This window comes from Lentzea sp. NPDC051208 (genome assembly GCF_040682435.1).
GTDB classification, from domain to species: domain Bacteria; phylum Actinomycetota; class Actinomycetes; order Mycobacteriales; family Pseudonocardiaceae; genus Lentzea; species Lentzea kristufekii.
On record NZ_JBFBAW010000013.1, the window covers coordinates 21,753 to 34,414 of the forward strand.

The following is a 12,662-nucleotide window of genomic DNA, read 5'->3' on the forward strand; positions in this document are numbered from 1 at the left end:
CTCCCAAGGGGGCAGACCGGCCAGCACCCCCGACCCTACTTGCGGAGCCGCGCTGTCAACCCGCCGTTCGGCGATCTGTGGACAACCAGCCTGCGGCACCGCTGTTGTCCACAGATCGCCCAGCGGGCCCTTGACAGCGCGGCTCCGCCGATAGATTTGGTTTTCGCTGTCATGGTGGTCAGCCCCCGAGGAGGGCGGGGCCCTGCCCTGCGTCCGCCTGCATTCACTGCTGACGACCCTGGCACACGGCTGCACGCGCGGGAGTTCTACGCGGCCAACGGGTACGCGGTGCGCAAGGAGCAGACCAACCTGATCAAGTGGTGGGCCTGACCGGCTTCTTCCGCGTTCTGTTCGCGGCAGCGGTCGCGGCGACCTCGGAATCGGCGTCGTTCACCAAACGCTCGTACGCCTTCGCCGGCAGGTCTCGACGGGATGCCAGCGCAAGGCGCACATCGCGTTCGGCGTGTGTGGTGAGACGGAACAAGGCCACGGGAGAGGTGGCCGGGCTCTCCGCGACGAAGACGCCGGGGTGGATGAACTCGTCCTCGCGCTCGCAATCGGTCGAGAGCATCTCGTCGCTCACACCTCGCTCCCGTCCACCAGTTCCTCCATCACGCGCACCGGCAACGACGGGTTCGCCGCCGCAGCCCCGGCCGTGAACTCACTCCCCAGCAACTCCACGATCATCGGCACCGGCAGGTGCGGATGAGCGGCCGCGAAGTGGCGGGCCTGGGCGTCCTCCAGGCACAGCAACAAGGTCTCCCCCGAAGCGTGCGGGTGCCGGGCGACGGCCCGCCAGGTCTTCTCCACCGAAGCGGCCCGCAAAGCCATGTGGTGCAACAAATCGGTGGGGCACAACGGATTGAGCGCGATCCGCGGGTACAGCCGGGGTCCGTGCCGCGAAGCCAGCTCCCGCAGCTGCGGCACCGTCACCAGCGGATGGACGACCACGGCGGCGGCGACGCCCGGATCGTCGTTCCGCACCAGGTCGGCGAAGAGGTCCGGCGGCAGGTCGGCACGCGCCGCCACCATCATCCGCACCTGCATGACGGGCGACGCGGCCAAGGCCCGGAGTTCTCCGGGCGAGGCGGAAGCGATGCGGGGCACCGGATCGGGGCCGATGCGCGCGACCGGGGCCAGTTCCTCCAGGAGGTCCAGCGGGATCGCCGGGTTGCGCAGGAGCACGCGGCGCAGGGCGCGGGTTCCGGTGAGCTGGCGCAGGACCGGGACGGGGACGGCGGGGTTCGCGGCCAGTTGCGAGAGGATGCCGGGTTCGAGTTCCGAGGCGAGCTGTTCGTAGACGCCGGGCGGCAGGTCGGGGCGACCGGCCAGGAAGTAGCGGGACGCGTGGTGCGGCAACAGGTTCGCCGCCACACCGGGCGGGGTCGCGGGGTTGGCCGCCAGTTCGCGGACCAGGCCGTCCGGCTGGAGCCGCACCAGCACCGACGCGGGTGTGTGCGGGCTGGAAGCCAGTGCGCGCAGCACGTCGGGGCTCGGGTGGCGGCTCAGCGACGTGGCCAGGGCAGGCGGCAGCGCGTGGAACAGCACCAGTTCCGCGACCACCTCCGGTTCGGGGTCGCGGGCCAGCAGGGCGACCACGTCGGCGGGCAGGGAACAGGCCCACTCGGGCAGGCTCGCGCGGACGGAGGGGTCCGGGTGGAACGCGAGTGCGCGGGCCAGCGCGGGATCGGCGTCGGCACGTCCGGTCAGCACCAGGGCCACCGATTCGTCCACCACCGGTACGTCCGCCGGAGCGACCATCCCGTTCTCCAGCAGCCGGTACACGGCTGTGGAGTCGCCGTGCGCGAGCAACGCGCGCACGTGCTCCGCGGTCAGATCTGCGCGATCGGCCAGTTCGGCGGCCAGGCCGGAGCGGCTGACCAGGCGGTCGAGCAGGTGCCGGGGCAGCGCGGGGTTCGACGCCAGGCCCTCCAGTACAGCGTTCACCGATCTCCCTGGTAACACGGCAGGCATTCCCCCCGACAACGCGTATCATCCCCAATCGCGTTGAGTAGCGGGGGTTTTGTGGCAAACGGCAGTGCGAAGCGACGTCCCACCATCGGGATGATCACCGCTGGCCCGCTCATCGAGCTCGCGGGCGAGCAGTGGCGGGGTGTCAGCGACGGGGCCCAGCGGCTCGGGTGCGACCTCGTGTGCTTCGTGGGCAGTGAACTGGATCATCCGGATCCGCTCAAGCGTCGTGCGAACACGGTTTACGACCTCATTTCGCCGAACCGCATCGATGCGCTCGTGGTGTGGACTACGCGCGTGGGCCAGCTCATCGGCTCCGAGGGCATGCAGGAGTACGTGAAGCGGTACGCGCCCATGCCCATCGTGAGTGTCGAGACAAGCCTTGCCCAGTGGCCAACGATTCTGATGGACAACCGTGACGGCATGAAGCAGGCCGTCGACCACCTCATCGAGGTGCACGGCAAGCGCAGGATCGCGTTCGTCCGAGGACCGCAAACGCATGTGGGCGCCCGAGAGCGGTTCCTGGGCTACGCGGATTCGTTGCGCAACCACGGAATCCCGTTCGATCCCGCACTCGTCACGATGCCGGGTTCGTTCATCTGGGAACCCAACCGCGCCTCCGAGGCCGTGCGCAAGCTGCTCGCGCGGATCGAGGAACCACCGGACGCCATCGCCGCCGCGAACGACGACTACGCGATCGGGGTCGTGTCCGCGCTGGAGGAGCTGGGTTTCCGCACACCGGAGGACATCGCCGTCGTCGGGTACGGCAACCACACGAACGTCCGCACGCACGACCTCGGCCACAGCGCGGGAAGTCTGGCCGCGAGAGTGCGGCGCGAGCTGCACGCCGACGCGGCGACGCCCGCGTTCACGACCGTCAGGGCGCCGTTCCACGAGATGGGGTTCCGGGCGGCCGAACTCGCGGTGGCGCTGGTGCGGGGCGAGCCCACGCGCCAGCGGCAGACCATGCCGACCGAACTGATCGTGCGCCGGTCGTGCGGCTGCCTGCCGTCCGGGCTCGGTGATCACGCGCCCGCGCACGACCGGCTGAGCATCAACGAGTCCGCGACCGCGGCCACCGTGGCCGACCACCTGCGCGACTCGCTCGGGCAGTCCGCCGCGACGCTCCCGGACGGGTGGGCCGAGCAGCTGGTCGTCGAGCTCATGGCGGCAGGCCGCGGCGAGGTCGAGGGCGCGGAGTTCCTGAAGCTGCTGGCCGAGTACATCCGCGGGAGTGCGCGCGCCGGGTGCGAACCGGCGCAGTGGTGGCCACCGCTGTTCGACCTGCATCGGTTCGTGACGGCCCGCATCAGCGACGCGACAATCATCAACGACCTGTGGCTGCGCGTGCAGTTGCTTCTGGGCGATGCGTTCGCCGCGGACGCACGGTTCAAGTACCTGTCTCACGAGCGTCACGACCAGACAGTGCGTGAAGCAGGGCAACGGCTCATCGCGTCACGGGACGTGGACGAGCTGACGACCGCACTGGCCGAAGAACTCCCCCGCCTCGGCATCCCCGGCTGTCACATCATGGCGTACGACACTCCAGGCACGGCGCGCGCGCTCGTCCGGTACGAGCACGGCGAACTCAGGACCCCGCCGGACACCCCGTTCCCCACCATCAACCTGACGCCGTACCAGTTCCGGCGGAACACCCCGTTCAACGCGCTGATCGCCCCGCTCCACACCGACGAGGACCACCTCGGGTACGTGCTCTTCGAGGAGGGCCCGGAGCCCGGCTGGATCTACGAGGCCGTGCAGCAGCAGCTCAGCAGCGCGTTGCGCAGCATCAGGCTGATGCAGGAGCTGAAGGACGCGCGCGCACGGCTCGAAGAACGCGTCGGCGAGACCGAGGCGCAGTTGCGGCACGCACAGAAGATGGAGGCCATCGGCCGGTTGACCGGTGGCATCGCGCACGACTTCAACAACATCCTCACGGTCGTGAACGGCAACAGCGAGATGCTGCTGCGGCGCACCCTTCAGGACGATCCGAGGCGCACGGCGATCGAGGACATCAGGCACGCCGGCGAACGGGCCGCGAACCTGACGAGGCAGCTGCTCGCGTTCACCCGCCAGCAGGTCCTGCATCCGGAGTCTTTGGACCTCAAGCACAACCTCACCCAGGTCCACTCGATGCTGCGCACCCTCGTCGGCGACCACATCGAACTGGAGATGCACCTGCCCGACGGCGTCGCCAGGGTGTGGGCGGACGCGGGCCAGGTGGAGCAGATCCTGTTCAACCTCGCGGTCAACTCCCGCGACGCCATGCCCGACGGCGGCACGCTGAGGATCTCGATCGCGAGCAGGACGCTCGGCAGCGGTGACACCGGCCGGATCGTCGGCGTGCGGCCCGGCGAGTACGTCGTCATGCGCGTCCAGGACACCGGCGCCGGCATGGCCCCGGACGTGCAGGCGCAGGTGTTCGAGCCGTACTTCACCACCAAGCCGGTCGGCAAGGGCACCGGTCTCGGCCTGTCCACGGTGTTCGGCATCGTGCAGCAGTCCGGCGGGCAGATCGAACTGAAGAGCGCAGTGGGCGAGGGCACGACCGTGGAGGTCTATCTGCCCGTGCCGCACGAACGCGACGGCAGACCCGAAGCGCCGTGCGCGCGCCGCCCCACCACGCACCAGGGCGCCGGCACCGTGCTGCTCGTGGAGGACGACGCGCAGGTGCGGGTCATGACCCGGCGCTCGCTGGAGATCGCGGGCTACGCGGTGATCGAGGCGGGCGACGGCCAGGAGGCGTTGCAGCTCGCCACCGCGCACCGCAGCACCATCGACCTCGTGCTCACCGACGTCGTGATGCCGAAGATGGGCGGCCCCGAGCTCGTCCGGCTGCTGCGCTCGACCGGTGCCGCGCCCGCCGTGATCTACATGTCGGGCTACACGACCGACGAGGTCCTCGACGACGAGGTGCTGATCACCAAGCCGTACGTGGAGTCCGTGCTGCTCGAACGCGTCCGCGAGGTGCTTCAGGACGCCTGAGCGCGGTCGGCGAGCACGGCGCGGATCGTCTCGTCCAGCGTCTCCAGCCGGAACGGCTTCTGCAGGTAGCCGGCGATCTCGTGCCCGGCGAACCGCCGCTCCAGCGACGTGCGGTCGTAGCCGCTGGTCAGCACCACCGGCACGGTCACGCCCTCGCGCTTGAGCTCCGCGAGCACCTCTTCGCCGGACAGGCCCGGCATGCTGTGGTCGAGCAGCATCACGTCGATCTCGGTGGACCGCTCGCGCAGGGCCGCGATCGCCTCGATGCCGTCGATGGCCTGCAGAACGGTGAAGCCCAGCTCCTCGAGCAGGCTCACGGTGTACCTACGCACGGCGTCCTCGTCCTCGACGACGAGCACCAGCCCAGCCAGCGACATGCGGGCAAGTATGCCGGAAACTATTCGTGTCCTCAGCACCAGGTCGCCGTCTCTTTTTGGTAATCCTTCACGAACTGCTCCATCAGTGTGACCTGGGCCATTTGGATCACACCATTGGTTGAGGCTCTGCGCTAACCTTCGCGGCACCGCTGCCGCGCCACGCTGAGAAAGAGGCACCAGGAAAGGCCAACTTCATGCGTAAAGCGACGGCAGCAGCCGCTCTGGCCGTGCTGTTCACATTGTCGTCAGCACCCGCACACGCCTCGACGGTTCCTTCGGAGCGCGTGACGATCGACGTCGTGACGGTGAACGGTTCCGGGTGCAAGCACGGCACCGCCGAAGTGATCGTCTCCCCGGACAACACCTCGTTCTGGGTGATCTACAGCGACTACCTCGCCCAGGCGGGCAAGGGTGCCGGTGCGACCGACTTCCGGAAGAACTGCCAACTGACGCTGCAGGTCAACGTCCCGCAGGGCTTCTCGTACGGCATCGCGGAAGCGACCTACGGGGGCTACGGGCACATCAAGCCCGGCGCCATCGGGTACCAGTCGGTGAATTACTACTTCCAGGGTCAATCGGCCACCACCACGTGGAAGCACACGTTCAACGGGCCGTTCGACGACAACTGGTCGATCACCCATCGAACCGAGTTCTCCGAGATCGTCTGGGCGCCGTGCGGGGAGAAGAAGAATCTCAACGTCAACAGCGCCCTGCGGGTCGACAAAGGTACCTCGGACACCAATGGGAACAGTTTGATGACGATGGACTACCAGCGCGGAGAAGTGCGCACCCTGCACCACTTCTCGTGGAAGCGCTGCTGATTTTCGGAGAAAGGCCGCCGCCCCAGGAGTCCGACCGCCGCCACCCTCCCCGCGAGATGCGTTCGGAAAGGTGCCTCATGCTCAACGCGGTTGCCGCTGCCCTGCTGACCTCGGCCATCATCATCCCGCCCGGCGCGCCCAACGAGACGCCGCCGCCCGACCACATCACCATCGACATCGTCACCGTCAACGGCTCGGGTTGCCCGGCGGGCACGGCGGCCGTCGCGGTGTCCGAGGACAACAAGGCGTTCACCGTCACCTACAGCGACTACCTGGCCCAGGTCGGCGTCGGCGCACGGCCGACCGACTTCCGCAAGAACTGCCAGCTCAACCTGCGCGTCAACGTCCCGCAGGGCTTCACCTACGGCATCGCCCAGGCCGACTACAGAGGTTTCGCCCACCTGGAACGGGGGGCGTACGCCATTCAGAAGGCCAACTACTACTTCCAGGGCATGTCGCAGAACGACTCGGCCTCACACCGGTACAACGGCCCGCACAGCGACGACTGGCAGGCCACCGACCAGACCGAGCTCGCCGCGATCGTCTACTCCCCGTGCGGCGAGAAGCGGAACTTCAACATCAACACCGAGCTCCGCGTCTACCCCGGCTCGTCCAATACGGCCACGACGACCAGCTTCGCGTCGATGGACTCCACGGACGGTGCCATCGACACGACCTACCGGTTCAGCTGGAGGACATGCCCGTAGTAGTGCGATGACTACCGCACGCGCTCGCACGAGCGTGTGCGGTAGCACATATGTGAGCTGACAGCCGTACAGATTCGCGTGCAACGACGTCTTACCCCCATGACGGGGCAGGTCGGGGTAAAGGGGCAGCCAATGCCATCCGCCGCATACGCGCAGTACGGTGAGGATCGCAAGGCTCACAGGGGAGGTCGGATACTGACCACGACGCTGCTCCCGGCCAGCCGGCCGGCGACGACCGCGGCCGGTTCGCGCTGGCCGCTCAGCGGTGACTACCGCCAGGTCCTCGCCGACCTCGCGCTGATCTTCTTCGCCGCGCTCGACGTCTGGCTGTACGGGTTGTGGCTCGAAGCCGACCCGATCACGGACCTGCCGCCGATCGAGGACTACCAGCTGTGGCTGAACTGGCTCGCGGTCGGCGCGCTGGTCCTGCGCCGCCGGTTCCCGTTCCTCACTCTGGTCCTGACGATCCCCGGCTTCTTCGTCGGCTGGTCGCAGCTCGCCGCGATGATCGCCCTCTACACGGTCGCCCGCCGCTACATCGGCGGCTGGCAGACGGGCCTCGCGGCCGCGCTGGTGTGGCTCTGCCGGTTCGTCGCCTGGCCGTTCGAGGAGCTGATCGAGCGGCCGGCGTCAGGGCACTTCCACTCGGCGATCTACGGCTTCCTGGTGGCGGGCCTGCCGATCGCGATCGGCCTGCTGGTGCACGCGCGCCAGGAACTCTCCGACCGCATCTCCGAACTGGCCGAGTCACGTGAGAGAGAGCGCGTGCTCCACGCGCACGCCATCCGTGCCGACGAACGGGCAAAGCTCGCCCGCGAGATGCATGACGTCGTGTCGCACCAGGTCAGTCTCATCGCGATGCAGGCAGGCGCGCTCCGCATGGCCGTGGCCGACGTCGAGCACAAGCAGGTCGCCAGCACCATCCGCATGTTGTCGACGCGCACGCTCGACGAACTGCGTCAGCTCGTGTCCGTCCTGCGCACCACGGACGACACCCAGCCGAGCCTCGACGCGTTGCCGGAGCTGGCCGCCGACGCGGGCTTCGAGGTCACCATCCAGCTCAAGGGCCCCGTCGAGGACCTCTCCGCACCGGTGTCCGGCGCCGTCTACCGGACGGTGCAGGAGGCCCTGACGAACATCCGCAAGCACGCCGTGGGCGCGAGCGCGACGGTGTTCATCGACGCCCAGTACGACGACAACGTGCTGGTCGAGGTGCGCAACACCGCCGCGTCCAGCCCGTCGTCGACGCTGCCCAGCGGAGGTCACGGCCTGGTCGGCCTGCGCGAACGCGCCACGTTGCTCGGTGGCGAGTTCTCGGCGGGACCGACCGAGGACGGCGGCTTCCTGGTCTCGGCGACGTTCCCGAGGGAACGCGTCATCACCGATTGAAGCGCTGGAAGGCGTGGAAGGACTCCTTGGGCTCCAGGCGGTAGGGCGAGTCCTCGTCGTCGAACCGCTCACGGATCGTGCGCAACAAGCTGTACGAGGCCGTGTCGTAGTCACGATCACGGCACGTCGGGTGGTGCGGCGAGTCCGGCGAGATGACCGAGTACAGGTGCGCTCGAAGCCGGGCTTGATCACGGGTGAGTCGGCCTCGTGGTCGACGACGTCCCAGCCCATCCCGCCGGCCTTCGCCGCACCCGTGAACGTGCAGCAGCCGTGCTCCAGGATCATCAGCGGCTTGCCCCAGCGCCGATATCCGTCCAGGTCGGCGGTGTACTCGGCATCGGTGTCGAAGTAGGTGTAGTAGTCGAGCCCGACGAGGTCGAACAACGACCAGTCGGTCCACCGCGCGTCCGCGCCCGCCGCCGCGCCGTAGGTGACCCGGCCCCGGAACTCCCGGCGCGCCACCTCGACGGCCTTCGCCAGGAACTCGCGGAAGCGCCGGACGACCGCGGGCCAGTCGGTGATCGACGGCATGTGCGCGATCCGGTCGAGGAACGTGTCGCCGGGAATGATGCCCGGCGTGAAGAGGAAGTGCTCGCAGCCGGTGACGAACGTGATGTCGTCGCCGTGCCGCTTCCGCTCCGCCGTGCGCGCGGCCTCCGCCAGGTGCTCCAGGATCTGCTCCTGCGGGTGGTCGTAGAGCCTCGGCTGCACGAAGACCCTCATGCCGCGGCGCACCGCCGCGTCCGTCGTCTCGGCGAGGCGGCCGAGGTCGCTGCCGAACGCCGTGATCGACGGGCAGCGCAGGTCGTCCGCGATCAGCCGGATCTCCCGTTCCAGCCGCGGACGGCTCCAGCGCACCCGGCTCAGCGGTTCCCCCGCCGCGTGCAGCACGCCGGTGTCGTAGCAGACGCCACCACGCTTGCGCGGCGCCGCTGCCGCCGTGACGCCCCCGATGCTCGCCAGCGCGGCGGCACCGGCGGCGGCCTTCAGCAACACCTTCCGACTGATCATCGTTCCCCCTGACCGGTTGCTCGACCAGAAGCACTGCTTCTTCGAGAACGCCCGCCAGGGGCCGGTTTGTCGCGTTCGAACGCGGTCAGGCTCGCCTGGAGGCCAGTGACGCGCTCAACGCCGCCGCCGCGCCGAGCACACCGCAGGTGAGTGCGATGGACATCGTCGGCTCGTGCTCGAGCAACACCGACACCAGCAGCCACACGGACAGCCCGAGCCCGAGACCGAGCGGCACCGACGCGATCACCGCCGCCATGCCGGTCTGCCGCCGCCGCAACGCCCGCAGGTTCGACTCCAGGTACGCGAACGTGAACAGCAGCAGCAATAACGAGCCGGTGCCCATGAGGCTCAGCCACGGCGTCTGGCTGGACTTCAGCAGGAACGGCGGCTGCTCGTCGACCTGGGCCGTCACGACGCCGCCGATGATCCACCGCGCCGCACCCGGCAGCACGAAGCCCTCCGGCTTGCGCTCCGGCACGTCCGCGAGCGGAATCCCGGCCGCCGTCACGACGAGACGCGTGCCCTCGACCTTCACGGGGTCCGCGAGGTCCATCTCGATGACCGTCGCGGTCGGGGTGCCGGTCGCCACGAACGGCACCACGGCCATCGCGATCAACGCGAGGGCGGCCACCAGCCACAACGCCCACGGCGTCGACGGCGGCTTGATCACCTGCGAGGCCGGCACCAGCGTGCTGCTGCCGCTCAGGCGCGCGGCGGGGATCGGGTCGACCAGCGTGGCCCGGATCCGCTGTCCCGTGAGCGTGACCGTCTCACGTTCCGGCACGGGCCGCAGCGACGGACGGGTGGACGACGCCGACACCTGCGGTGCGAGGTGCACGGGGATGCCCAGGCGCACGAGCCAGTCGGGACCGAACAGGTGGCCCGCCGCGCCGGCGAGGTCGATCGCGAACGTCTCGGCGTTGCGGTAGCGCGCGTCGGGCTCCCGCGCGATGCTGCGCATCACCACGCCGGCCAGGGGTTCCGGCACGTTCGGCAGCGGCCGCGGCTCCTGGAAGACCCGCTTCTGGATCATCGCGATCGGGCCGCCACCGCGTTCGAACGGCAGGTCGCCGCAGAGCAGTTCGTACAGCATCGTGCCGGTCGCGTAGACGTCGGCCGCGGGCGACAGTGCGTTGCCCATCGCCTGTTCCGGCGCGATGTAGGCGGGCGTGCCGAGCACCGCGCCACCGTGCGTCACGAGCGTCGCGCCCTCCGACACGACCTGGGAGATGCCGAAGTCCGCCACCTTCACCACGCCGTTCGAGGTGAAGAGCAGGTTCTTCGGCTTCACGTCGAGGTGCAGCACGCCGGCCTCGTGCGCCGCGTGCAGCCCGGACAGCGCCGCCAGCACGATGCCGCACGACTGCTGCGCGGTCAGGCCGTCACCGGAGAACCGCGACCAGACCGTGCCGCCGTCGAGGCGTTCCATCACCAGCAGGTGCTCGCCCTGCTGCCGGACGTAGTCGTAGACCGGGACGATGTGCGGGTGGTCGAGACGGGCCAGCAACCGCGCCTCGTGCTCGAAGCGCTCGCTCATCCGCGGGTCCTCGGCCACGGCGTGCGGCAGCCGTTTGATCGCCACCGGACGCCCCAGCTGACGGTGCACACCGCCGTAGACGACACCCATGCCGCCCTCGCCGATCTGGTCGCCGACGGCGTACTGCGGCAGGGCGGCGACCACACTGGACAGAGTCACCGCTGGATCCTCACGGTGTCCGCATCCACTGAGGACGGTGGCTTCTCGCCCGGATGCGGTGTCACGTAGCCAAGAACGAACGCGGCCGCCGCGGCGCCGATGATGAACGGGATCTCGGCGGTGGGCGACGGCGCCACGAGCCGCAGCACCGACAGCGAGATCACCGCGATCAGCCCGGTCCCGATGCCGGCGGGCAGGAACCGCATGGCCCGCTGCCACCGGTTCGCGGGCAGCCGCCTGCGCGCCAGCGCGATCAGCGCGCCCGCCCACGACAACGCCGTCAGCACGAGCACGCCCAGGCCGAACGCCCCGTAGACCGACCACAGCGAGCCCCTGACGTCCCCGGTCGTCTCGACGGACGCGATGCTCTCCCGCTGGACGTCGATGACCTCGACCGTGACCGGAAGGAGACCGATCGCCTGCGAGCCGAGGTCGGTCGGCTCCAGCGGGAACGACCGGGTCTCCGAGGACCTCGCCGGCACGTCGAACGGAACCGTTGTGTCGTAAGCGAAGAAGGTCAACGCCAGCGCGGTGCCGCTGATCCGGACGGTCTTCACGCGCTGGAGGGTGTCCGTGTTGTTGCGGACCGTGACGGAGACCTTGGCGGTCTGCGACGGGTCCAGCACCAGGTTCCCTACTCCGACCGGCCTACCGTCCACATCGGCCTCGAGGATCACAGACCCGTCCTGTGCGAAGGCCGCGGAGGGAAGCAGCATAATTCCGCACCACAGCAGTAAACCTGCACCGGCCATGCGACGTCTCACTAGCGCACCTTAGGTTCGATCCGGGGAGTTGGAATGCGGTCTTTAGGTCTACTCGTGGCTGTAGCAGCCGGTGTTACGGTGCTGGTCGCCACACCTGCGGCCGCGCAGCAGCAGACGTCGGTGACCGCGAACCCGGCCAGCGCCCCCGCGGGCTCCACCGCGACCTTCACCTGGTCAGGCTTCTACAGATGCAAGGGCACTGTCCGCATCGGCTGGGCCGGAAGCGTACTTGCCACCGCGCCGTGGTCGGCTAACGGTTCGGTCACCGCGACCATCCCGGCCGGAAGCAAGGTGGGCACCTACACCTTCACCGCGAGCGACGAGTGCCAGCACCTCGCGCGCAACCAGTTCACCGTGACCCCGCCGCCTCCGGTCACCACGACTCGGCCTCCGGTGACCACGCAGCCACCCGTCACCAAGCCTCCGGTGACCAACCCGCCCGTGACGACCCGTCCCCCGGTCGTCACGACCACCACGACTCCCCCGGTGACGACCACGACGACCACCACCACGGACTCGTCGGCCCCGCCGTCCTCCTCCACGACCGACGCGCTGACCAACCCCGGTGACGGCGTCCTGGTCCTGGACAAGGACAACATCCAGCCCGGTGACGACCTGACCGCGACGGGCACCGGCTGCCCCAAGGGCGCGAGCGTGACGCTGAGGTCGCTGGGCCAGGACGTCGGCCGGACCACGGCCGACGAGAACGGCGAGTTCCGCTCGCCGGTGAGGTTCGCGAACATCGAGCCCGGCCGCCACAAGGTTCGCGCGGAGTGCGGCATCGTGCTCGTGGGCAACGTGGACGTGACGCTGTCGAGCTCGTCCCAGGGCACGACCAGCACGCTCGTGGTGCTGTTGTTCTTCCTGCTCGTGGGTGCCGCGATGCTGCGCCGTCAGTTCTCCGGCCTGAGGCGATAAGGCGGAAACGCGAAAGGGCCCCC

At 69.1% G+C, this 12,662-nt stretch carries 11 protein-coding genes; 6 read left to right on the plus strand and 5 right to left on the minus strand.

All coding sequences use genetic code 11. The features are described 5' to 3' along the window. Positions 1-313 precede the first annotated feature (313 nt). Entirely contained in the window at positions 314-583 is a 270-nt protein-coding gene (locus AB0M48_RS28875; RefSeq protein WP_363847894.1) for a hypothetical protein, read from the minus strand. Next, on the minus strand, positions 580-1,947 hold the full coding sequence (locus AB0M48_RS28880) for a hypothetical protein (RefSeq protein ID WP_363847896.1): 1,368 nt from the start codon (positions 1,945-1,947) through the stop codon (positions 580-582). The genes AB0M48_RS28875 and AB0M48_RS28880 overlap by 4 nt, the downstream gene beginning before the upstream one ends. A 117-nt stretch (positions 1,948-2,064) precedes the next feature. Here AB0M48_RS28880 and AB0M48_RS28885 point away from each other — a divergent pair, with 117 nt between their 5' ends. After that, positions 2,065-4,956 carry a substrate-binding domain-containing protein gene (locus AB0M48_RS28885; RefSeq protein ID WP_363847899.1) on the plus strand — a complete coding sequence of 964 codons (2,892 nt, stop codon included), beginning with the start codon at positions 2,065-2,067 and terminating at the stop codon, positions 4,954-4,956. On the opposite strand, the gene AB0M48_RS28890 is transcribed toward AB0M48_RS28885, so the two are convergent. Next, positions 4,944-5,333 carry a response regulator gene (locus AB0M48_RS28890; RefSeq protein WP_363847902.1) on the minus strand — a complete coding sequence of 130 codons (390 nt, stop codon included), beginning with the start codon at positions 5,331-5,333 and terminating at the stop codon, positions 4,944-4,946. The two genes, AB0M48_RS28885 and AB0M48_RS28890, sit on opposite strands and share 13 nt — an antisense overlap. A 284-nt stretch (positions 5,334-5,617) precedes the next feature. Here AB0M48_RS28890 and AB0M48_RS28895 point away from each other — a divergent pair, with 284 nt between their 5' ends. The 4 genes from AB0M48_RS28895 (at position 5,618) to AB0M48_RS28910 (ending at position 9,154) form a co-directional block, all read left to right on the plus strand. Then, positions 5,618-6,154 carry a DUF4360 domain-containing protein gene (locus tag AB0M48_RS28895; RefSeq protein WP_363847904.1) on the plus strand — a complete coding sequence of 179 codons (537 nt, stop codon included), beginning with the start codon at positions 5,618-5,620 and terminating at the stop codon, positions 6,152-6,154. 77 nt (positions 6,155-6,231) lie between these two features. Next, on the plus strand, positions 6,232-6,861 hold the full coding sequence (locus tag AB0M48_RS28900) for a DUF4360 domain-containing protein (protein ID WP_363847907.1): 630 nt from the start codon (positions 6,232-6,234) through the stop codon (positions 6,859-6,861). Positions 6,862-6,993: 132 nt separating this feature from the next. Further along, a complete protein-coding gene (locus AB0M48_RS28905) occupies positions 6,994-8,250 on the plus strand; it encodes a histidine kinase (RefSeq protein WP_363847909.1) in 1,257 nt (418 codons plus the stop codon). 721 nt (positions 8,251-8,971) lie between these two features. Further along, a complete protein-coding gene (locus AB0M48_RS28910) occupies positions 8,972-9,154 on the plus strand; it encodes a hypothetical protein (protein ID WP_363847912.1) in 183 nt (60 codons plus the stop codon). A gap of 192 nt (positions 9,155-9,346) precedes the next feature. On the opposite strand, the gene AB0M48_RS28915 is transcribed toward AB0M48_RS28910, so the two are convergent. Continuing rightward, on the minus strand, positions 9,347-10,957 hold the full coding sequence (locus AB0M48_RS28915) for a serine/threonine-protein kinase (RefSeq protein WP_363847914.1): 1,611 nt from the start codon (positions 10,955-10,957) through the stop codon (positions 9,347-9,349). Further along, on the minus strand, positions 10,954-11,673 hold the full coding sequence (locus AB0M48_RS28920) for a hypothetical protein (RefSeq protein ID WP_363847917.1): 720 nt from the start codon (positions 11,671-11,673) through the stop codon (positions 10,954-10,956). Before AB0M48_RS28920 ends, AB0M48_RS28915 begins: the two co-directional genes overlap by 4 nt. 102 nt (positions 11,674-11,775) lie before the next feature. On the opposite strand from AB0M48_RS28920, the gene AB0M48_RS28925 reads away from it, so the two are divergent. Continuing rightward, the gene (locus tag AB0M48_RS28925) at positions 11,776-12,639 is read left to right on the plus strand and encodes a hypothetical protein (RefSeq protein ID WP_363847920.1); all 864 of its coding nucleotides are present in this window, start codon (positions 11,776-11,778) and stop codon (positions 12,637-12,639) included. Positions 12,640-12,662: the final 23 nt, after the last annotated feature.